General features: G+C 71.8%; 16 protein-coding genes. 8 read left to right on the plus strand and 8 right to left on the minus strand.

Annotation, left to right across the window (positions count from 1 at the left end; all coding sequences use genetic code 11):
• Positions 1-146: 146 nt before the first annotated feature.
• On the minus strand, positions 147-2,984 hold the full coding sequence (gene secA / locus ABZ477_RS12435; RefSeq protein WP_360133151.1) for a preprotein translocase subunit SecA: 2,838 nt from the start codon (positions 2,982-2,984) through the stop codon (positions 147-149).
• Between the two features lie 233 nt (positions 2,985-3,217).
• Between secA and ABZ477_RS12440 the strand changes: the two genes are divergently transcribed.
• Positions 3,218-3,817, plus strand: a complete 600-nt coding sequence (locus ABZ477_RS12440; RefSeq protein WP_360133154.1) for a PadR family transcriptional regulator — start codon at positions 3,218-3,220, stop codon at positions 3,815-3,817.
• On the opposite strand, the gene ABZ477_RS12445 is transcribed toward ABZ477_RS12440, so the two are convergent.
• Positions 3,818-5,503, minus strand: a complete 1,686-nt coding sequence (locus tag ABZ477_RS12445) for a SulP family inorganic anion transporter (RefSeq protein ID WP_360133157.1) — start codon at positions 5,501-5,503, stop codon at positions 3,818-3,820.
• A 191-nt stretch (positions 5,504-5,694) separates the two neighbouring features.
• Here ABZ477_RS12445 and ABZ477_RS12450 point away from each other — a divergent pair, with 191 nt between their 5' ends.
• Complete coding sequence (locus ABZ477_RS12450; protein WP_360133160.1) at positions 5,695-7,065, plus strand: hypothetical protein; 1,371 nt, start codon at positions 5,695-5,697, stop codon at positions 7,063-7,065.
• Between the two features lie 92 nt (positions 7,066-7,157).
• Here the strand turns inward: ABZ477_RS12450 and raiA are convergent, their stop codons facing one another.
• From raiA to mtrA, 5 genes are all read right to left on the minus strand, one after another.
• Positions 7,158-7,817: a ribosome-associated translation inhibitor RaiA gene (gene raiA / locus ABZ477_RS12455; protein WP_360133163.1), complete on the minus strand. Its 660-nt coding sequence runs from the start codon at positions 7,815-7,817 to the stop codon at positions 7,158-7,160.
• Between the two features lie 88 nt (positions 7,818-7,905).
• Positions 7,906-8,580 carry a phosphoribosyltransferase family protein gene (locus ABZ477_RS12460; protein WP_360133166.1) on the minus strand — a complete coding sequence of 225 codons (675 nt, stop codon included), beginning with the start codon at positions 8,578-8,580 and terminating at the stop codon, positions 7,906-7,908.
• Between the two features lie 133 nt (positions 8,581-8,713).
• Positions 8,714-10,384 carry a hypothetical protein gene (locus ABZ477_RS12465; protein ID WP_360133169.1) on the minus strand — a complete coding sequence of 557 codons (1,671 nt, stop codon included), beginning with the start codon at positions 10,382-10,384 and terminating at the stop codon, positions 8,714-8,716.
• Complete coding sequence (gene mtrB, locus ABZ477_RS12470) at positions 10,381-12,069, minus strand: MtrAB system histidine kinase MtrB (RefSeq protein ID WP_360133172.1); 1,689 nt, start codon at positions 12,067-12,069, stop codon at positions 10,381-10,383. Before mtrB ends, ABZ477_RS12465 begins: the two co-directional genes overlap by 4 nt.
• Before the next feature lie 7 nt (positions 12,070-12,076).
• Complete coding sequence (mtrA, locus tag ABZ477_RS12475) at positions 12,077-12,757, minus strand: MtrAB system response regulator MtrA (protein ID WP_360133175.1); 681 nt, start codon at positions 12,755-12,757, stop codon at positions 12,077-12,079.
• Between the two features lie 212 nt (positions 12,758-12,969).
• On the opposite strand from mtrA, the gene ABZ477_RS12480 reads away from it, so the two are divergent.
• From ABZ477_RS12480 to aqpZ, 6 genes are all read left to right on the plus strand, one after another.
• On the plus strand, positions 12,970-14,427 hold the full coding sequence (locus tag ABZ477_RS12480; protein WP_360133178.1) for a glycerophosphoryl diester phosphodiesterase membrane domain-containing protein: 1,458 nt from the start codon (positions 12,970-12,972) through the stop codon (positions 14,425-14,427).
• Positions 14,418-15,092 (plus strand): DUF4129 domain-containing protein, encoded by a 675-nt coding sequence (locus ABZ477_RS12485; RefSeq protein WP_360133181.1) that lies wholly within the window; start codon positions 14,418-14,420, stop codon positions 15,090-15,092. The genes ABZ477_RS12480 and ABZ477_RS12485 overlap by 10 nt, the downstream gene beginning before the upstream one ends.
• Positions 15,089-16,282, plus strand: coding sequence for a DUF4350 domain-containing protein (locus ABZ477_RS12490; RefSeq protein WP_360133184.1), 1,194 nt, complete (start codon positions 15,089-15,091; stop codon positions 16,280-16,282). The genes ABZ477_RS12485 and ABZ477_RS12490 overlap by 4 nt, the downstream gene beginning before the upstream one ends.
• Complete coding sequence (locus ABZ477_RS12495; RefSeq protein ID WP_360133187.1) at positions 16,279-17,268, plus strand: MoxR family ATPase; 990 nt, start codon at positions 16,279-16,281, stop codon at positions 17,266-17,268. The genes ABZ477_RS12490 and ABZ477_RS12495 overlap by 4 nt, the downstream gene beginning before the upstream one ends.
• A gap of 114 nt (positions 17,269-17,382) precedes the next feature.
• Entirely contained in the window at positions 17,383-18,684 is a 1,302-nt protein-coding gene (locus ABZ477_RS12500) for a DUF58 domain-containing protein (protein ID WP_360133190.1), read from the plus strand.
• Between the two features lie 101 nt (positions 18,685-18,785).
• Positions 18,786-19,583: an aquaporin Z gene (aqpZ, locus tag ABZ477_RS12505; protein WP_360133193.1), complete on the plus strand. Its 798-nt coding sequence runs from the start codon at positions 18,786-18,788 to the stop codon at positions 19,581-19,583.
• Positions 19,584-19,675: 92 nt separating this feature from the next.
• Here aqpZ and katG read toward each other — a convergent pair whose 3' ends face one another.
• The gene (katG, locus tag ABZ477_RS12510) at positions 19,676-21,943 is read right to left on the minus strand and encodes a catalase/peroxidase HPI (protein WP_360133196.1); all 2,268 of its coding nucleotides are present in this window, start codon (positions 21,941-21,943) and stop codon (positions 19,676-19,678) included.
• Positions 21,944-21,967 lie beyond the last annotated feature (24 nt).

Consider the following 21,967-nt stretch of genomic DNA (forward strand, 5'->3'; position numbering starts at 1 on the left):
GAGGCTCGGGCGTTTCGTCGTGGTGCTTTCGCTCCTCCGCTCAACGAGCGGGATTGCAGGGTTTCGATACGCGCCGCTTCGCGGGGCTACTCAACCTGACCCGTGACGCGTCAACGCGTGCTTCGCTCGCATTGACCCGTCACGCGTCACTTGTTCTTCTCGGCGGCGCGGCGCTGTGCGCGGTTCAGGGGAGCCGACTGACCTGCGGGGGGAGCAGCATCCGTCTTCTGCCCGAAGGCTCCGCGGGGCGCTTCCGCCTGCCGCGTGGGCTGTGCGGCGGGCGCCGCCTGCCCGGGATCGGATGCCGCGGCTGCGGCGGCCGCCTGGCGCAGGCGCGTCGTCTCCGACTGCTGCACCTGACCGCGCTCGTTGCGCACCTCGACCTCGCCGGCGTCGTTCGCGGCGGAGTACTGGAGGCGCTGGCCTTCGATCGGCTGGGCGCCCAGGCCCTTCGCGTCGACCTCGGCGGCCTCGCCGTCGGCGCGACGGACCTCGACCTCGAGGTTGTAGAGGTAGCCGACCGACTCCTCCTTGATCTGCCCCATCATCGCCTGGAACATCTGATACCCCTCGCGCTGGTACTCGATGAGCGGGTCGCGCTGGGCCATGGCACGCAGGCCGATGCCGTCCTTGAGGTAGTCCATCTCGTAGAGGTGGTCGCGCCAGCGGCGGTCGAGCACCTGGAGCACGACGCGGCGCTCGAGCTCGCGCGTCGCGGGGGTGCCGAGCGTCTCCTCGCGCTTGCCGTACGCGATGCGGGCGTCCGACAGCAGCTCGCGCTTGAGGCCGTCTGCCGTGATGCGGCCCTTCGTGCCGGCCTCGGCGACGACCTCGTCGATCGTGACGGAGACGGGGTAGAGGGTCTTGAGCTCGGTCCAGAGGGCGTCGAAGTCCCAGCTCTCGGTGTGGCCCGTCGCCGTGTGGTCCTCGACGACGGCCTCGATCGCGTCCTCGATGAAGTGCTGCACGCGGTCGGCGATGTCGTCGCCCTGCAGCATGTGCCGGCGGTCGGAGTAGATCGCCTCGCGCTGGCGGTTGAGGACGTCGTCGTACTTGAGGACGTTCTTGCGGATCTCGGCGTTGCGCGCCTCGACCTGCGACTGCGCGCTCTTGATGGCGCGCGAGACCATCGACGACTCGATCGCGACGTCGTCCGGGAAGTTCGTGCGCGCGAGGATCGCCTCGGCCGCGCCGGACTGGAACAGGCGCATGAGGTCGTCGGTCAGCGACAAGTAGAAGCGGCTCTCGCCGGGGTCGCCCTGACGGCCCGAGCGGCCGCGCAGCTGGTTGTCGATGCGACGCGACTCGTGGCGCTCCGTGCCGAGGACGTACAGGCCGCCGGCCTCGACGACCGTGGCGCCCTCCTTCGCGACGTAGTCGCGCGTGGACTCGTACACGGCATCCCATTCGGCCTCGTACTCGTCGGGCGTCTCGACGGGGTCGAGGCCCTTGGCCTTCATCTCCTGCACAGCGAGGAACTCGGCGTTGCCGCCGAGCATGATGTCGGTGCCTCGACCGGCCATGTTCGTCGCGACCGTGACGGCGCCCAGGCGTCCGGCGCGGGCGACGATCTCGGCCTCGCGAGCGTGGTTCTTCGCGTTGAGGACCTCGTGCTTGATGCCCTTCTTGGCGAGCAGGCGCGACAGGTACTCGCTCTTCTCGACGCTCACCGTGCCGACGAGGACGGGCTGTCCCGTCGCGTGGCGCTTGGCGATGTCCTCGACGACCTGGACGAACTTCGCCTGCTCGTTCTTGTAGACGAGGTCCGGCTGGTCCTTGCGGATCATCGGCTTGTTGGTCGGGATCGGGACGACGCCGAGCTCGTACGTCGACATGAACTCGGCCGCCTCGGTCTCGGCGGTGCCCGTCATGCCCGAGAGCTTGTCGTAGAGGCGGAAGTAGTTCTGCAGCGTGACGGTCGCGAGGGTCTGGTTCTCAGCCTTGACCGGCACGGCCTCCTTGGCCTCGATCGCCTGGTGGATGCCCTCGTTGTAGCGGCGCCCGACGAGGATGCGGCCGGTGTGCTCATCGACGATCATGACCTCGTCGTTCATGACGACGTAGTCCGTGTCGCGCTTGAACAGCGCGAGCGCCTTGATCGAGTTGTTGAGGAACGAGATGAGCGGCGTGTTCGCGGACTCGTACAGGTTGTCGATGCCGAGGTAGTCCTCGACCTTCTCGATGCCGGGCTCGAGCACGCCGATCGTGCGCTTCTTCTCGTCGACCTCGTAGTCGACGCCGACCTCGAGCGTCCGCGCGATCTTCGCGAACTCCATGAACCACCGGTTCGCCTCGCCAGACGACGGGCCCGAGATGATGAGCGGCGTGCGGGCCTCGTCGATGAGGATCGAGTCGACCTCGTCGACGATCGCGAAGAAGTGACCCCGCTGGACGAGGTCCTCCTTGCGCCACGCCATGTTGTCGCGCAGGTAGTCGAAGCCGAACTCGTTGTTCGTGCCGTACGTGATGTCGGCGTTGTACTGCTCGCGGCGCACGGCGGGCGTCTGGCCGGCGACGATGGTGCCCGTCGTCATGCCGAGGGTGCGGTAGATGCGCCCCATGAGGTCGGCCTGGTACGACGCGAGGAAGTCGTTGACCGTGATGACGTGGACGCCCTTGCCCGCGATCGCGTTGAGGTACGCGGGCAGCGTCGCGACGAGCGTCTTGCCCTCACCCGTGCGCATCTCGGCGATGTTGCCGAGGTGCAGGGCCGCGCCGCCCATGATCTGGACGTCGTAGTGCCGCTGTCCGAGCGTGCGCTTGGCGGCCTCGCGGACGGCTGCGAAGGCCTCGGGCATGAGCTGGTCGAGAGTCGCGCCGGCCTCATACCGTGCACGCAGCTCGGCGGTCTCGCCGCGCAGCTCCTCGTCGGTCAGGTGCGCGTAGTCCTCTTCGAGGGCATTGACGGCCTTCACGACCTGCTGAAGGCGGCGGAGGATGCGTCCCTCGCCGGCACGAAGCAGTTTCTCGAGAGGATTGGCCACGGAGTGTCTCCATCTGTCGGTTTCGGTGCAGAACGGCACCGATGCAGCCCGGCGCCCCAGCGCGCAGGCATACCCGCCCATGTTACCCGTCCGTGACCTTGAAACGGGCTGGGGATGCCACGGCTCTCGGCGCGCTCGCAGGGATCCCCGGGCTGACGGCGAGGCATCCACTCCCCTGTCGACGGGTCTGCCTAGGGTCGAACTGCATACCGGGTATGCAGAAGGAGACGACCATGGCGGTGCGCCAGAGCCTGCTCGCGATCCTCGACCGGGGCCCGTGCTACGGCTATCAGCTGCGAGCGGAGTTCGAGCGCCGGACCGGCGGGACGTGGGCCCTCAACGTCGGGCAGATCTACAACACTCTCGACCGGCTCGAGCGGGACGGGTTCGCGGCCAAGGGCGATCAGGACGAGCATGGGCACGTCTACTGGGAGATCACGGATGCCGGACGCGCCGAGGTGCGGCGCTGGCTCCGCTCGCCCGTCCAGCGCCCCGCGGCAGCCCGCGACGAGCTCGCGGTGAAGCTCGCGGTCGCGGCGACCCTCCCCGGCGTTGACGCCCGAGGCCTCGTGGCCGCCGAGCGCGAGGCATCCGCCGCCCGCCTGGAGGCGCTGACGCGCAGCGCCGCCGACCCGGAGGCGTCGAGCGCGCAGGGCATGGCCCGCGCCCTCGTCCTGGATGCGCTCGTGTGCGCCGCTGAGGCGGAGCTCCGCTGGCTCGACCGCACAGCCGACCGCCTCGCACAGCATCCCGCCGACTCCCTCGCCCTCGAACTGTCGGACGAGCGCCCCAAGCGCGGACGGCCCGTGCGCGCCGCGGCGACCGCGGCCTGATCAGGCGGTCGACGCGGGGAACGCCTTCACGGCGGTGCTGAGGTCGTCGAAGACCGCCTCGTCCGGGAAGCGTCCGCGAAGGCCGTAGCGCTGCAGGCTCGCCAGGATGTCGGGCTCGGGCCGCGCCAGGACGAGCTTGGTCCCCCGGGCGTCGAGCCAGTCGAGGAGACCGGCGAGGTTCTGGGCCGCCGAATAGTCGATGTCGGAGATGCCGGCGCTGTCGAGGATGAGCCAGCGGACCTTGTCAGGGGCTGCCTGGACGAGCGTCTGCACCTCGTCGACGAAGCGGGAGGCGTTGGCGTAGAAGAGGTCGGCGTCGTAGCGGAAGACGATGAGCCCGGGCTCGGACTGCAGGCCCGCCGCCGCGGAGTCGTACGTGTAGCCGGTCTTCGCCCGCACGCCCAGCACGAAGTCCCGCGCGCGGTACTGGCGCTCGATGACGTCCAGCAGCGACAGCACGATCGCGAGGATGACGCCCTGCCCGACTCCCACGATGAACACCGTGAGAGCCGTGGCCGCCGCGATGAAGAACTCGCGCCGGCGCTCGCGGGAGACGCGGACGAGGCCTTTGACGTCGATGAGCTCGAGTCCGATCACGAACACGACACCGCCGAGGACCGCCTTGGGGAGGTCGGTCAGCAGCCCCGTCAGGAACAGCAGGACGATGAGCACGACGACCACGACGACGAGGTTGGCCACCTGCGTTCGCCCCTTCTGGCCGTCGAGGATCTGCGTCTTGGTGGGCGAGCCGTTGACGACGAAGGTTCCGCTCAGACCGGCCGCGAGGTTCGCGGCGGACAGACCCACGATGTCGCGGTTCACGTCGGCGCGGTCGCCGTGCTTCATCGCGAAACCGCGGGAGGTCGCGGCGCTCTGCGCGATGATGATGATGAAGCACGCGAACGCGGTCGAGACGACGGCGGGGATGTCGGACCACGAGATGCCCGTCGGGAATCCGATCGGCGGCAGCCCGCCCTGGATCGCGCCGACGACTTCGACGCCGTAGCTCGGAGCGTCCGTGAAGGTCGCGAGTGCGAGCAGGCCCACGACCGCGACGATCGCCCCCGGCACCTTCGGCAGCAGGTACTTGAAGCCCAGGATGATCCCGATCGTCGCGGCGCCGTACGCGATGGTCGGCCACGACACCTCGCCGAGCGACGTCATCCAGGCCCACTGCTGCTGGAACCAGTTGCCCGAGCCCTTCGGCACGCCGAGCAGGTCGGGGATCTGGCCCGTCGCGACCTGGATGCCGACGCCGGTCAGGAAGCCGATGAGGACGGATGCCGAGAGGAAGTCGCCGATGAACCCGAGGCGCAGCACCCGCGCGATGATGAGCAGCACGCCGCACACGAGCGCCGTGAGACCGCACAGCGCGACCCACTGCGGCGACCCGGGCGTGAGCCCCGGGATGCCGGCGGCGATGAGGCCGCCCGCCAGGATCGCCGCCGTCGCCGAATCGCCGCCCACCACGAGGAGCTTCGAGGCTCCGAGGAGGGCGAAGGCCAGCAGGGGCAGGAGGATCGTGTAGAGGCCCGTCACGATGGGCGTCTGCGCGATCGACGTGTACCCCATGACCTCGGGGATCGCCACCGCCGCGAGCGTCACGCCCGCGATGACGTCTCGTCCGAGCCAGGACGCCTGGTAGCCCCGCAGCGAGACGGGCACGAGTGCTTTCGGGAAGGGCATGACGCCTCCGTTCACGGGGCGCGGCGCACGGCTCGCCCGCAGGCGGCCTCGTGGACGAGGGGCTCGCCGCCGTCCGCACCCCGCGACGGGCGACGATGGCTCATTCTGTTGCATCGTGCGCACCGGCCGCCAGAGGCGCGCTCTGGGAGGACTCCCGGCCGGGCCGTCGCGCCGAATCATAGGATCGATCCATGGCCGGATTCTGGGGAAAGAGAAAGCGCGACCGCGACAAGCTCGAGGCGCAGGACGCGGACCTCGCCCGCCGCGCGCGCGCAGCGCTCGTGGCGGCGGACGAGCGCATCCGGGTCACGACCGACGAGCTCGTCTTCGCCGACGCCGAGCTCGGGCCCGATGCCACGAAGGACCTCCGCGAAGCGCTCGACGCCGTGCGCCAGCATCTCGGCGAGGCGTTCCAGCTCCACCAGCTCAACCACGACGAGATCCCCGACACGGCGGAGGAGCTGCGCACCCGCAACGCCCGCATCGTGCAGCTGTGCGAGTGGGCCGAGGATCTGCTCGACGACCGCACGGAGTCGCTCGCGGAGCGCATCGCGCGCGCTCGGCGGGCGCCCGAGATCGTCGCCGGGGTGCGGGCGGATGCTGTGCGCCAGCGCGCCCTCCTCCCCCAAGCGCGCGAGACCCTGGGCCGCCTGAGCGCGCGCTACTCGGCCGAGGCGCTGCGTCAGATCGACGCGAACCCCGCCGAGGCCGAGCAGCTCATCGGATTCGCCGAGCACAGCGCCGCGGTCTCGGAGCGCCGCCGCGATGCGGGCCAGCGCGAGCAGGCGAACCTCGCCCTCGAAGCCGCGACGGAGGCCGTGCGCCGTGCCGGGACGCTCATCGAGGCCGTCGAGACGTTCGAGGTCGAGGCGCTGCGCGCCGAGTCGACGCTCGCGGCCGTCGTCGAGGACTCGCGGGGCGATCTCGTCGCCGCGCGCCAGGCGCCTCAGGCGCCCGCCGTCCTCACCGCGGCACGCGAGCTCGAGGCCGCTCTCGTGGCGCTGCCGGCCGCGGGCGTCAACACCGACCCGTTCTCGCTCCTGACACGCCTGCGCGAGGCGAATGCGGGACTGGATGCCGCGATCGCCGCCGCCCGTGAGCGCGAGGCGCACCCCGTCCCCGACTTCGCGCACGTGCGCCACGCCATCGACGACGCCGACAGGCAGCTCGCCGTCGCGCGCGACGTCATCGCGGGGCACCGCGGCTGGATCGGCGCCGACGCGCGCACGCGGCTCGCGGAGGCCGAGCGCATCCGGATCGACCTCGACCGCTTCCTCGGCACGTCCGCAGCCGCCGCGACCGGCATCCCCGAGGAGCAGCGCGAGCAGGCGCTCGCGATCGCGCGCCGCGCGGCGTTCCTCGCGAGCGAGGGGCTGCAGCTGGCCCAGCGCGACATCGAGGCGTATCGCCCGCAGGGCTGGGGCGATCCGAACACCGGGTCGTGGGGTCAGGGCCAGAGCGGCTGGGGCGGTCGCGGACGCGGCAGCGGCGCGGGCGACCTCATGGGCGGCATCATGGGCGGTCTCGTGATCGGCAGCATCCTGGACGGCATCTTCGACTGACGTCTATGCCGCCGCCCACCCGGCAGCGGCCTTCGGGACAAGAAGAGACGGGATGCCGCGAGCGCGGCATCCCGTCTCTTCTTCGTGGTCTGCTACGAAGCCAGCTCGGCGGGCGCCGCCTGCGTCGTCAGCGCGATGACGCCGTAGTCCCAGCCCTTGCGTCGGTAGACGACGCTCGGGTGGTCGCTGCGGGCGTCGATGAAGAGGAAGAAGTCGTGTCCGACGAGCTCCATGCGGTCGACGGCCTCCTCGACCGTCATCCACTCCGCGTCGAAGCTCTTCTGGCGGATGACGACGGGCGTGTACGCCTCGTCCTCCGCCTCGCCGTTGATGACGGGGATCGCGCCGGTCGCGACGGACCGGATCACCTCCAGCGAAGCGGGCTGGAGATCGATGCCCTGGATGGCGCCGCTCTCCTTCTCGAACTTCGCACCCCGCGGGTGGTTGCGCGAGTCGACGCGCTTGTCCTTCGCGCGGCGCAGCTGCTCGCACAGCTTGTCGACCGCGAGGTCGAGGGCGGCGAACTTGTCGCCGTCGGTGGCCTCGGCCCGCACGACGGGCCCCTTGCCGGTGAGCGTCAGCTCGACCGTGTCGTCTTCGACGCGCCCGTTGTGATAGGCGCGATGGGTGACCTTGACGTCGACACGCTGGGCGCGCGGCGCGAGGTGTTCGATCCGGAGGGCCTTCTCCTCGAGGACGCTGCGGAAGCGATCAGTGATCCCCACTCCCACGCCGACGATGCTGGTTTCCATCCTTGACCTCCTTGTTCCGGTCCTCCCGGTCAAGGGCGGACCTTCAGTCGCCTTGTCCAACCAAAGGTAGCCCCGCCCCTCCGACATGTCACGTGTGTGTCGCCATGATTATTCGATGACTTCCGCGCTTGGGCGTTGCGGCGACGGTGGCGCACCCCACGACGTCGACGCCGGCGCGCCGAAGGACCTGCACGGCCTCGACGAGGGTCGCGCCCGTCGTCACGACGTCGTCCACGACGACCGCCCGGAGGGGTTGCGCTGACAGGCTGCGGACGCGGTACGCGCCCTCGACATTGCGACGCCGGCCGTCGCGGTCCAGACCCCGCTGATCCGCCGTCCGGCGGGCCGGCACGAGGAGGCGCGCGACGCGGAGTCCCGCCCGGGCCGCGATGAGATCGGGCGCGCGGAAGCCCCGCCGGCGGAATGCGGCACGCGACGTCGGCACGGGCACCGCGACGACGGGCGCGCCGGCCGAGGCCGCACGGACGGCTGCCGCGAGCGCGGGCCCCAGCTCGCGAGCCAGACCCGTCCGCCCCTCCTCCTTCAGCGCGCGGATGGCGCGGGCCGGGACGCCGTCGAACGCGAGCCCGCTCCAGATCGTCACTCCGTCGACGACCCGCGACTGCGGCGAAGGACGGAGGCGGTCGCGGCAAAGCTCGCACAGGACGGTGTCGGGCTCATCGCACCCGGCGCAGTCGACGGGGAGCAGCAGGGCGAGGGCGTCGGCGAGGGCTGTGCGGACATCGGCGAGAAGTGCGGGCATGCCCCACTCTCCCTCGCGGGGCGCGGCCGGAGGCCTGACAGGCGCGAGGCTGTGCAGCGACGCCGTGCCGGCCGCGCCGTGGAGGAAGGGATGCCACGGGAGCGGCATCCCTCGTTCTAGAGGCGATCCGACCTCACTGGGGCGACCCCTGCTGCGTCGCGAGGACGAGGATGCCGGACGCCATCTGCGGCCAGGTGGCGCCCCGCTTGGCGTAGAGACGGCCGTCGGCGTCCTTGACCCGGACCGCGCCTTGCGCGCCCGCGAGCTGGACCGAGGATGCGGGGGCCGCCGTCGCCACGGCCGGGCCGCCCACGAGGAACTCGATCATCTCGGCGTCGCTGCCGGTTCCGTCGAGCACGCCGACCGTGACGTCGTCGAGCCACCCGATCGCCGTGCCGGGACTGTCGAGGTTCGCCAGCACGAGCGAGGGCTCGCCCAGTGCAGAAGGGACGCCCTCGGTGTCCCGCACGACGCCGGAGACCCATACTGATGTGCGCCCGCCGGACACGAGGATCGCGGCCAGCCGCGAGCCGTCGCGCGAGATCGACATGGCGGTCACCTGCGACGCCTCCGGCCAGGCGCCGTCGATCGGGAACTCCTCGCTGCCGGCCGCGAAGGCCGACAGGGCGCTGGGCCGGTCGCGCGGGACGCTCCAGCTGTAGCCGGACGGATCGACCGTCGGGTCGATGAGCCCCTGGCGCTGGTCGAACTCGAGGACGTCGCCGCCGGCTTCGACGCGCGCGACCGATCCGCCCACGAGCCTCACCGCGGCGAAGTCGCGGTCGGGAGAGACCTGGATGGCGACGGGGTCGGTCCCCTCGATCGCCTCCGAAAGCCCTTCGATCGGCTCGAGCTGGTCGCCGCTGAGGAACCCGAAGCCTTCCTCGGTGAGGACCAGCGGGAGCGAGTTGACGCGGGTCGACCGGGTGGAGGCCGGCTCGACGTCCAGCGGCGTCGTTCCGGCCGACATCTCGACGGCGGTGACCCCCACCGACCGCAGGCTCGCCGTGAGCTGCGCCTGCATGCGCGACAGCGTGTCGGGGCTCAGCTCGATCGCGGCGCTGTCGAGCACGACCTGGGCGACGCCCTCGTCGACCGGCACCGACGGGCGCATCGAGACCGAGTCGGGGAACGCCGAGCCGACGGATGCCGCGAGCCACGGTGCACGGGGCCCGTCGACGAGCGCGTCCGCGACGTAGGTCGCGGCGTTGATCGCCGGGAACCACCGGACGTCGGGGACGAGGAACTCCCACGTCGCGTCGAAGTACATGAGCGAGGCGCGGCGGAAGACGGTCGAGAACTGCGACGTGTCCAGGACGAGCCCGTCCGGCGCCTCGGTGATACGCCACTCGCCATCGCTCTGCAGCGCGAGCCGGAACGGCAGCGGCGTGGACTGCTCCTCCGAGGGCGCGTAGGCGCCGATGTCGTCGATGTTCGCCACGGGGGCGACCGTCAGCACGACCTCGTCCTCGGCGGGAGTCGAGAAGACGCGGTCGCCGGGTCGGTCGATCGTCACTCCGGCCCGCGGGTCCCACGGCGTGTCGGGTGCGAGGTACTCCTTCGCGACGGACCACGTGCCGTCCACGCCCGGTCCCGTGCCGGCGCGGATGAAGCCGTCGACGATCTCCTCGGGGCTCATCCCGGGCTGCGGGCTGTCGGGCTTGAAGGCGAAGTCGGGGCTTCCGGCCTCGGCATCCGCGGGCAGTCCCGGCGTGACGGGACCGGCTGTCGGCAGCCCGGCGCAGCCCGCGAGCAGCAGAGCGCCCGCGACGAGCGCGGCGACGATCCCCCGACGGCGGCTCACGACGCACCTCCCTGTGCTGCGGCGTCCGGGAGTGGGATCGGCTGCGTCCGGCCGAGCTCGTCCGGCGACTCATCGGTGGGCTCGAGGCGGATCGGCGAGGGGGTCGCGAGCCGGCCGCCGCTGCGCGGCAGGGTCAGCACGAAGTTGGAGCCGCGACCGAGCTCGGACCACACGGCGAGCTCGCCGCCGTGCAGCCGCGCGTCCCCCAGCGCGATCGAGAGGCCGAGCCCCGTGCCGCCGATCGTGCGTGTGCGGGAGGGGTCGGCGCGCCAGAACCTGTCGAAGACGTGCTCGACCTCGCCCGGCCGCATGCCCAGGCCGAAGTCGCGCACGCCGAGCGCCACCGCCTGCTGATCGCTGTCGACGGTCACGACGATCGGGCGCCCTTCGCCGTGCTCGATGGCGTTGCCGAGCAGATTGCGGACGATGCGCCGGATTCGCCGCGGGTCCATGTCGACGGGCGTGTAGCCGCCGGGCGCGACGAGGCGCACATCCGTCCCGTGCTGCTCCGCCAGCTGGTGCATGGAAGCGATGACGTCCTCCGCGAGATGCGCGAGGCTCGTCGCCTCGAGCTCGAGCTGGACCGAGCCGGCGTCGTAGCGGCTGATCTCGAGCAGGTCCGTCAGGAGCGTCTCGAACCGCTGGACCTGCGCGTTGAGGAGCTCCGCGGCGCGCGCCGTCGCGGGGTCGAACTCGTCGCGCTGGTCGTTGATCATGTCGGCCGCGAGGCGGATCGTCGTGAGCGGCGTCCGCAGCTCGTGCGAGACGTCCGACACGAATCGCTGCTGGACCAGCGAGAGCTCCGCGAGCTCCTTGATCTGCGACTCGATGCTGTCGGCCATGGCGTTGAAGGAGCGCCCGAGCGTCGCGAGCTCGTCCTCGCCGTGGACGGGGAGGCGCACCGTGAGCTCGCCCGCCGCGAGCCTCTCGCTCGTCTCGGCCGCCTCGCTGATGGGCGTCGTGACGGAGCGCAGGACGAACCAGGCGATGCCGCCGATGAGGAGGATCAGCCCGATCCCGACGACCCACAGGATGCCCTGGATGAAGCCGAGCGTCTGCGCGGCGCTGCCGAGGTCGTACTCGAAGTACAGCTCGTAGGCGCCCACTTCGGGCAGCACGAGCTGCTGGCCCACGAGGATGCCCGGCATCGTGCCGCCGTTCGGCGCGGGCAGCGCGACGGACTGCCACCACTGCGGCTCGGCATTGGACTGCACGGCCGCGCGCATCCCGTCCGTGATGAGCGACTCGTCGAAGCCGCCGACCGTGAAGTCCTGCGGCGCCTGGGTCGCGGCCCGGTCGACGCGGAACGCGGCGATCATGTCCGTCGAGGACTGCTGGATCAGGATCGCGCGCACGCTGTTCATGAGGCTCTGCAGCTGCACGCTGTCGCCGCTCTGCACGGCGGCGTTGTCGAGGGTCTCCTGCGCCGCGGTCGTCGCGCGGCGCGCGTCGCCGAGCACCTGCTCCTTGCGCGAGACGAACAGGTCGTTCTGGATGACCAGAGCCATCCAGACGCACGCGATCAGGACCGCGACGGCGGTGAGCCCGAGCGTCACGAGGACGATGCGGAAGCGCAGCGACCTCCGCCACAGCCGGGTCAGGTCGTCGGGCCAGCCGCGCCACTCACGCCAGCTGCCGAACGCCCGTCCTGTCGGCGTGACGGTCGCGGTGCGCGCCGTCGTCACGGACGCCTCACACCACCGCGCCGGCCCGGTAGCCCACTCCGCGGACCGTCGTGACGATCTTGGGGTTGTCGGGGTCGAGCTCGACCTTGGCCCGCAGGCGCTGCACGTGCACGTTCACGAGCCGCGTGTCGGCCTTGTAGTGGTAGCCCCAGACCTGCTCGAGGAGCATCTCGCGGGAGTAGACCTGCTGCGGCTTGGACGCGAGGGCGACGAGGAGCTCGAACTCGAGGGGCGTGAGCGCGATCGGGTCGTCGCCGCGGCGCACCTCGTGCGCGGCGACGTCGACCGTCAGGTCGCCGATGCGCAGCGTGTCGTTGGCGGGCTGGGAGGCCGGCCGCAGACGCGTGCGGATGCGGGCCACAAGCTCCTTCGGATTGAAGGGCTTCACGATGTAGTCGTCGGCGCCGGACTCGAGCCCCTTCACGACGTCCGCCGTGTCGGTGCGGGCCGTGAGCATGATGATCGGGATGCCGCTCTCCTCGCGGATCCGCGTACACACCTCGATGCCGTCGATGCCCGGAAGCATGAGGTCCAGCAGCACGAGGTCCGGCCGTTCCGCGCGCCACGCGTCGACGGCCTTCGCGCCGTCGGCGCAGAAGGCGGTCTCGAAGCCCTCCGTGCGCAGCACGATGCCGATCATCTCGGCGAGAGCGGTGTCGTCATCGACCACCAGGATGCGGGAAGTCATCGCGCGTTGTCGTCCTTACGTCCGGCCCCGGACGCCGCGGCCGCCGGCCGCCGCCTTCCCCGAGGCGCACTGCCGACAGACTAGTCGACACTCCCTGGGCAGAGCGCTGAAGCCGCCTGGGGAGCCGCCGAACGCGCCGTGCCGTGTGTGACACGATAGGGATCTGCCGAACGCCTGCCGTGGGGCGCGGGTCGAGGGCATGAGGAGGAGCTGTGACCGCGTATCCGGCCTGGACACCGGCGTCCCGCCCGGGGATCATCCCGCTGCACCCGCTGACGTTCGGGACGATCCTGGGCCGGTCGTTCGCGGCGCTGCGGCAGAACCCGCGTGTCCTGCTGGGATTCGCACTCTGCGTGCAGTCGCTCGCCTACGTCGTCATGATCGTCGCCCTCGGCGGCATCGCGTGGGCGTCGTTCTCGCGGCTGGGGACGCTCCAGCCCGGAACCGACGATTACCAGGCGATCCTGGCCGGCTCGATCGCGATCACCGCCGTCGCGGGCATCGTGCTGGGAATCGCTGCGATGGCGTTGAGCGTCATCGTCCAGGGCGTCGTCGTCGCCGAGGTCGCCCACGCGGCGGTCGCCGAGAAGCTCACGCTCCGCGCGCTGTGGCAGCAGATCAAGCCCGTCGCCTGGCGACTCATCGGCTATTCGCTGCTCCTCATCGCCGTCATGATCGTCGGCTTCGCCGTCGTCGGCGTCGCGATCTTCGGACTCGGGGTCAGCGCGCCTCCCGCCGCCGTCGCCGTCGCCGTCCTCGCCTTCCTCGCCGCGATCCCCCTCGTGCTGTGGATCTCGGTCAAGCTCGTCGCCGTGCCCTCGGCGATCATCCTCGAGAGGGCGCGGATCGGCGACGCGATCGCGCGGTCCTGGCGGCTCACGCGCGGGCGGTTCTGGTCGACGCTCGGCATCCTGGTCCTGCTGAACCTCATCTTCAGCGGCATCGCACAGGTCGTGAGCCTGCCGTTCTCGTTCGTCTCGGCGGGACTGACGACCGTCATCGCCCCCACGGGCGATCCGAACGTCTCGAGCCTCATCGCACTCGTCATCTCGGCACTGCTCACGCAGGCCGTGGTGCTGCTCATCCAAGCCGTCGCGAGCGTCGTGCAGGCGACGGCCGCGGCGCTCATCTACATCGACTGCCGCATGCGCCACGAGGGGCTCGACCTCGATCTCCTCGCATATGTCGAACGGCGGGATGCCGGCATCACGCCTCTCCCGGACCCCTACCTCGAGCACATCGGCCGCGAGATCGCACCGCGCGGCGCCTATCCCCAGCCCTACCCCGCCCCCGGATATCCGTACGGGCAGGCACGCGCCTATGCCGGCGCCTACCCGGGCGGACCTGGCGCGTACGCGCAGGGCTCGCCGTACGGGCAGGCACCGGCGCACGTTCAGAACCCCGGGTACGGACAGGCACCGGCCCATGGGCAGGCGCCGGCGTACGCCGCCGGCCCGGCATACGGGCAGAACGAGCCTTCGTACGACCAGCCCACCCAGACGCCGGCCTACGCGGAGGCCGCGCCCGCCTACCCGGCGGCTCCCGCGCACCCGTCGGCATCCCCCACCCCCGAAGCCGCCCCGCCGGCCGAGGAGCCCGCCGCCCCGAAGGGCTGGACGGCTCCCGGGCAGCCCGCCGACGGGACGGACCGCGAGTCGCCGTGGGCTTGACCGCCGTCGTGCAGGCGGCTCTCGCCGCCGCGCCGCCGCTCACGCCGGACGGCGACGAAGCGCGCGAGTGGGCGGAGCGCGAGCTGTCCAAGCCCGTCTACGCCGAGGCCGAGCCGACGCTCTTCGACCGCATCGCGCGCACGATCGGCGACTTCATCGCGAGCCTGTTCGACACCGAGCTCGAGGGGCCGTGGGCCCCGACCCTCGCCGTCATCGCCGCCGTCGTCGTGGTCGTGCTCATCGTGGCTGCGTTCCTCGTGTGGGGCATGCCCCGCGCGACGAGGCGCTCGCGGGTCGCGGTCGCGGAGCTCTTCGGCGAGGCCGAGTCGCGCGCCGCCTCCGAGCTGCGCGCCGCCGCGGCCAAGCACGCGTCGCTACAGGAGTGGGATGCCGCGATCGTCCTCAGGTTCCGGGCGCTCGCCCGCGGACTCGCCGAGCGGGGCGTCGTCGAGACGCCGCCCGGAGCGACGGTCCACGGCTTCGCGCGACGCGCGGCGCGCGCCTTCCCCGCGCACGCCGACGCCCTCGAGCATGCGGCGGGCGCGTTCGACGACGTGCGGTACCTCCGACGTCCCGGGACGGCCGAGCTCTACCGGCGGGTTGCGGACGTCGACGACGCCGTCGCCGCCGCTCGGCCGCTCGTCCTCGCGGAGGCGGCGCGGTGACGGCGCAGGACGTGCGGGAGGCGGCATCCGTCCCCACCTCCGCGGACGGACGGACACGGGGGCGCCGGATCGGCGTGTGGATCGCGATCGCCGTCGTGCTGCTCGCGGTCGGCGGGGTGGGCGCCGTGCTCGCAAGCCTCTCGCAGTGGGCCGATCGGGGTGCGCTCGATCCCGACTCGCCGGCGCCCGGGGGCGCGCTCGCGCTCGCCGAGATCCTGCGGGACAACGGCGTCGAGGTCCTCGTCGTGCGCGATCGGGACGCGGCGCGCGACGCGCTCACCCCCGACGCGACGCTCGTGCTGCCGGACATGCCCGCCCTGTCCGACGCGGCGGTGACGACCCTCACGGACACCGCCGCCGAGGTCGTCCTCATCGAGCCCCGCGCCCGGACGCTGCGCCTGCTGCTGGACGGCTCGGTCCCCGCCGGCTTCGCGGCGGACATCGCCGTCGACCCGGACTGCGACCTCGCCGAGGCGCACCGCGCGGGTGCCATAGCCCCCGGCGCCGTGTACGACCCGGGTGCCGGCGTCCTCGCCTGCTACCCCTCCGCCGACTCCTACGGCCTGCTCGTCGCAGAGGACGGCGACCACCGCGTGAGCGCCGTCGACGGCCGTACCCTGTTCGCCAACGAGTCGCTCGCCGAGGGCGGCAACGCGGCCCTCGGCGTCAACCTCATGGGACGGCATCCGCTCGTCGTCTGGTACGTCCCGGGCCTCGGCGAGTCCGATCTCGCCGGCAGCCCGACCCTCGCCGACCTCACGCCGCCCTGGGTGAGCCCCGTCATCGTCGTCCTGCTCGTCGCGGGCATCGCGGCCGGAGTGTGGCAGGGTCGGCGGTTCGGTCCCCTCGTCGCCGAGCGACTGCCCGTCACGGTCCGCGCCTCGGAGACGACGGAGGGCCGCGCCCGCCTCTACGCTCGCTCGCGCGACGCCCTGCACGCCGCCGACCAGCTGCGGATGTCGGCGCTCGGCCGGGTCGGCCGCGTGTTGGGGCTCGGCCCCGCCGCGAGCGCCTACGAGATCGCGGACGCCGCCGCCGACCGCCTCGGCTGGGACCGCCGCGCGGTCCGCGGCATCCTCATCGACGATCTCCCCCCGAACGACGCCGAACTCGTCGCGCTGCGCGACCGGCTCCGCCATCTCGAGGAGGCGGTACGCCAGGCCGTCCGCCCGGAAAGGAACACCCCATGACCGACCCGACGCCCGGCGCCGCGGCATCCCCCTCCCCCGACCAGCTGCGCGACGCCATGACCCGCGTCCGCAGCGAGGTGGGCAAGGCAGTCGTCGGTCAGGACGGCACCGTGACGGGGCTGCTCATCGCACTGCTGTCGCGCGGGCACGTGCTGCTCGAGGGCGTGCCCGGGGTTGCGAAGACGCTCCTGGTGCGCGCCTTCTCGACGGCGCTCGGCCTCGACACGAAGCGCATCCAGTTCACGCCCGACCTCATGCCCGGCGACGTGTCGGGATCGCTCGTCTACGACGCGAAGACGGGCGAGTTCGAGTTCCGCGAGGGTCCGGTCTTCACGAACATCGTGCTGGCCGACGAGATCAACCGCACTCCTCCCAAGACGCAGGCGGCCCTCCTCGAGGCGATGGAGGAGCGCCAGGTCTCGACCGACGGCGTGACGCGGGCGCTGCCCGACCCGTTCCTCGTCGCAGCGACGCAGAACCCCATCGAGCACGAGGGCACCTATACGCTCCCCGAGGCGCAGCTCGACCGCTTCCTGCTCAAGCTCATCGTCGACATCCCGCCTCGGGATGCCGAGCTCGCGGTGCTGCGCCGCCACGCGAGCGGATTCGACCCGCGGGATCTGGCCGGGGCGGGCCTCGCGCAGGTCGTGACGGCCGACGAGATCCGCGCGGCGCAGCGGGCCGCGGCATCCGTCACGGTCGCGGACGACGTGCTCGGCTACGTCGTGGACCTCGCGCAGGCGACGCGGCGCAGCCCCTCGGTGCAGCTGGGCGTGAGCCCCCGCGCTGCCACGGCCCTCCTCGCGGCGAGCAAGGCGTGGGCGTGGCTCGGCGGCTACCCGGCCATCACGCCCGACCACGTGCAGACGATGCTCGTGCCGACGTGGCGCCACCGCATCCGGCTGCGCGCAGACGCCGAGCTCGAGGGCGTCTCGGTCGACGCCGTGCTCGGCTCGGTACTGCAGCAGACCCGCGTCCCGATCTGACGCGAGCCGGATCAATGCGAGCGAAGCCCGCGTTGATGCGGCTCGGGTCAGGTTGAGCAGCCTCGCGAAGCGACGCGTATCGAAACCTTCCCGAACCAACGAAGAGACCCCGCCATGTACGTGACCGGCCGCCTTCCGCTCCTCGTCGCCCTCGGCGTCGTGCCTGTCGTGCTGCTCTCGCTCGCGGGCGTCGACGCGTGGGCCGCGGCGGCGGCCTGGATCGCGCTGTGCGCCCTGGCGGCGGGAGGGGATGCCGCGGCCGCACCGTCGCCGCGCGGCATCCGCGTCGAACGGCGCGTGCCGGGCCGCGTCCTCCTCGGCCAGCGCGTGGAGACCGAGCTCGTGCTGCGCAGCGTCGTCGCGCGACGGATCCGCGGACGCGTGCGCGACGCGTGGCAGCCGACGGCCGGGGCGCCCGCCGACCGGTTTGCACTCGACCTCCCCGGCGGCGAGGGCCGCCGGCTCGTCGTGCCGCTGCTGCCCCGAAGGCGCGGAGAGCTGCGCTCGGAGTTCGTCGTCGTCCGCTCGGACGGACCGCTGCGCCTCGCGGGCCGGCAGGCGCGGCTGGACGCCCCGGGCGCGATCCGGGTCCTCCCGCCCTTCACGGCGCGCCGCCACCTGCCCTCGCGCCTGGCTCGGCTGCGCGAGCTGGACGGATCGACGAGCGTCCAGGTGCGCGGGCAGGGAACCGAGTTCGACAGCCTTCGCGAGTACGTCCGCGGTGACGACGTCCGCTCGATCGACTGGCGCGCGACGGCACGCGCCGGCACGACGATGCTGCGCACGTGGCGTCCCGAGCGCGATCGCCATGTCGTGATCGTGATCGACACGGGCCGCACGGCCGCCGCCCGAGTCGGAGACGGCGTGCGCCTCGACGCCGCGATGGAGGCGGCACTCCTGCTCGCCGCCCTCGCATCCCGCGCGGGCGACCACACGCACCTCCTGATGTTCGACCGCGTCATCCGCGCGCGCGTCACGCGCGTCGACGGCCCCGCGCTGCTGCCGAGCCTCGTGGACGCGATGGCGCCCGTCGAACCGCAGCTCATCGACACGGATTGGGATGCCGCGTTCGCCCAGGTGCGCTCCCTCACGTCCCGCCCCTCGCTCGTCGTGCTGCTGACGGCGCAGGACGCGCCCGACGCGGCGCGCGGCTTCCTCGGATCGCTGCCGGCTCTCGCCCATCGCGCGCATGTCCTGGTCGGCACCGTCACGGACGCTCCGCTGGAGTCCGAGCCGCGGCCCGATGCCGCCGACGTGTATCGCGAGGCCGCCGCGGCGCGCACGGAGCGGGATGCAGCCGCCGTCGCCGCCGCGATCGGGCGCGCCGGGGCTGAGGCGATCGCCGACACCCCCGACGCGCTCCCGCCCCGGATCGCGGACCGCTACCTCGCGCTCAAGGCCGCAGGACGGCTCTGAGGCTTCGACGCGCCGTCGTGCAATGCGCGGACACTCCGCGACTGCTCCCTCGCGGTCGGATACGGGCGCCGGTAGCCTCGCGACGAGGAAAGGAGCACGTCATGTCGGACAACACCTCGCCCCCGAGCACCTCCAACAAGCTCGTCGCGGAGGCGCTCGGAACGTTCCTGCTCGTCTTCGGCGGCGTCGGCACCGCGCTGTTCGCGGCCAACTTCCCCGCGGACGCCGCAGACAACCCGCTCGGCGTCGGCTTCGTCGGCGTCGCGCTCGCCTTCGGCCTCACGGTCGTCGCAGGCGCCTACGCGTGGGGCCCCATCTCGGGCGGTCACTTCAATCCCGCCATCACACTCGGGCTGGCAGCATCCGGTCGCTTCGAATGGCGCAACGCGACCGGCTACATCGTCGCGCAGATCCTCGGCGGCGCACTGGCGACGACCTTCATCGTCCTCATCGGGCTCTTCGGCCCCGAGGGCTGGCTCCAGAACGCGCAGGACAGCGGCTTCGCCTCCAACGGGTACGGCACCGGCAGCTTCGGCTCGCCCGGCGGCTTCGGCCTCGGCGCCGCGATCGTCGCGGAGGTCCTCCTCACGGCGTTCTTCGTGCTCGTCATCCTCGGCGTCACCAGCTCCTCGCGGGGCACGGCGGCGCTCGCGCCGCTCGCGATCGGCTTGACGCTGACGCTCATCCACCTCATCTCGATTCCGATCGACAACACGTCGGTCAACCCCGCGCGCTCGATCGCGACGGCCATCTACGGCGGCCCCGACGCCCTGCTGCAGCTCTGGGTCTTCATCGTCTTCCCGATCGTGGGCGGCCTCCTCGCAGGAGTCCTGCACCGAGCTCTCTTCGAGCCCAAGGGTGCCCTGCCGCCGGCGAAGGCCGAGGCTCGCGTGAAGTAGGCGCGGGACGACGACACGCGCCGAGCAAGCGCCGCAACGACGGAAGAGGCCCGCTCCCCACACGGGGAGCGGGCCTCTTGCGTGTCAGGCGCTCAGACGAGGTCGAAGCGGTCGAGCTCGGTGACCTTGCCCCACGCCTTGACGAAGTCGCGCACGAACTTCTCGCGGGCGTCGTCCGAGGCGTAGACCTCGGCCACGGCGCGCAGCTCCGAGTTCGAGCCGAAGACGAGGTCCGAGCGCGTCCCGATGCCGACCTGCTCGCCCGAGCCGTCCTTCGTGCCGAGGAACGCGTGCGAGCCGGGGTCGAGCGGCTTCCACGTCGTGCCGAGGTCGAGGAGGTTCACGAAGAAGTCGTTCGTGAGGAAGCCCGGGCGCTCCGTGAAGACGCCGAGCTGCGAGCCGTCCCAGTTCGCGCCGAGGACGCGCAGGCCGCCGACGAGGACCGTGAGCTCCGGAGCGCTCAGCGTCAGGAGGTTGGCCTTGTCGAGCAGGAGGTACTCGGCGGGCAGCTCCGCGAGCGGGCCGTAGTAGTTGCGGAAGCCGTCGGCGACGGGCTCGAGGTAGTGGAAGGACTCGACGTCCGTCTGCTCCTGCGAGGCGTCGGTGCGGCCGGGGTGGAACGTCACCTCGACGTCGACGCCGGCATCCTTCGCAGCCTTCTCGACCGCGGCGTTGCCAGCGAGGACGATGAGGTCGGCCAGCGAGACCTTCTTGGCGTCCGTGCGGTCGGCGTTGAACGCCTCCTGCACGCGCTCGAGCACCTCGAGGACCTTCGCGAGCTGCGCGGGGTTGTTGGCCTCGAAGTCCTTCTGCGGGGCGAGCCGGATGCGCGCGCCGTTGACGCCGCCGCGCTTGTCGCTTCCGCGGAACGAGGATGCCGCGGCCCACGTCGTCGAGACGAGCTCGGCGACCGTGAGCTCCGAGGCGAGGATGCGAGCCTTGAGCTCCGCCGCGTCGGCCGCGTCGATGAGCTCGTGGTCGACGGCCGGCACGCGGTCCTGCCAGATGAGCTCCTCGGCGGGCACCTCGGGACCGAGGTAGCGCTCGATGGGCCCCATGTCGCGGTGGGTCAGCTTGAACCACGCGCGGGCGAACGCGTCGGCGAAGGCGTCCGGGTCGTCCGCGAACTTCTTCGAGATCGGGCCGTAGGCGGGGTCGAAGCGCAGCGCGAGGTCGGTCGTGAGCATGCGCGGCTCACGGCGGCCGTCGGAGTGCGCGAGCGGGACCATGTCGGCGCCGCCGCCGTTCTTGGGACGCCACTGGTTGGCTCCGGCGGGGCTCTGGAAGAGCTCCCACTCGTACGCGAACAGGATGTGGAAGAACTCGTTGTCCCAGCGCGTGGGGTGGTACGTCCACGTCACCTCGAGGCCTGACGTGATCGTGTCGTCGCCCCTGCCCGTGCCATGCGAGTTCGCCCAGCCGAGGCCCTGCTGCTCGAGCGTGGCCGCCTCGGGGTTGTCGCCGACGTGCGAGTCGGAGGCCGCCCCGTGGGTCTTCCCGAACGTGTGGCCGCCCGCGATGAGCGCGACGGTCTCCTCGTCGTTCATCGCCATGCGCGAGAAGGTCTCGCGGATGTCGCGGGCCGCCAGCAGCGGGTCCGGGTTGCCGTTGGGTCCCTCGGGGTTGACGTAGATGAGGCCCATCTGGACCGCCGCGAGCGGCTTCTCGAGGTCGCGCTCGCCCGAGTAGCGCTCGTCGCCGAGCCACGTCGTCTCAGGACCCCAGTACACGTCGTCGTCCGGCTCCCACACGTCCGGGCGGCCGCCCGCGAAGCCGAAGGTCTGGAAGCCCATCGACTCGAGCGCGACGTTGCCGGCGAGGATCATGAGGTCGGCCCACGAGATCGACTGGCCGTACTTCTTCTTGACGGGCCAGAGGAGGCGGCGCGCCTTGTCGAGGTTGACGTTGTCGGGCCAGCTGTTCAGGGGCGCGAAGCGCTGCTGCCCCGCACCGCCGCCGCCGCGGCCGTCCGTCACGCGGTACGTGCCGGCCGAGTGCCACGCCATGCGGATGACGAGCGGGCCGTAGTGGCCGAAGTCGGCGGGCCACCAGTCCTGCGAGGTCGTGAGGGCGGCCTCGATGTCCTGCTTGACGGCGGCGAGGTCCAGGCTTTCGAAGGCGGTCTTGTAGTCGAACTCCTCGCCGAGCGGGTTCGCGACGGCGGGGTTCTTGGCGAGCACCTTGAGGTTGAGCTGGTTGGGCCACCACACGCGGTTCGCCGAGCCCGCGGTCGGGTGCGGCTGAGCCGTGTGGACGACAGGGCATCCGCCGGGCGCCTGGGGCTCGTCCGTCACGGTGACGGACTGGTCGACTTCCGTCTCACCGCCGATTCCCGTGGCGAGGTCGTCGTGATCGGTCATGGGGATTCCTTTCTAGGAGACGAA

Source organism: Microbacterium sp. NPDC019599, from assembly GCF_040632175.1.
Taxonomy (GTDB): domain Bacteria; phylum Actinomycetota; class Actinomycetes; order Actinomycetales; family Microbacteriaceae; genus Microbacterium.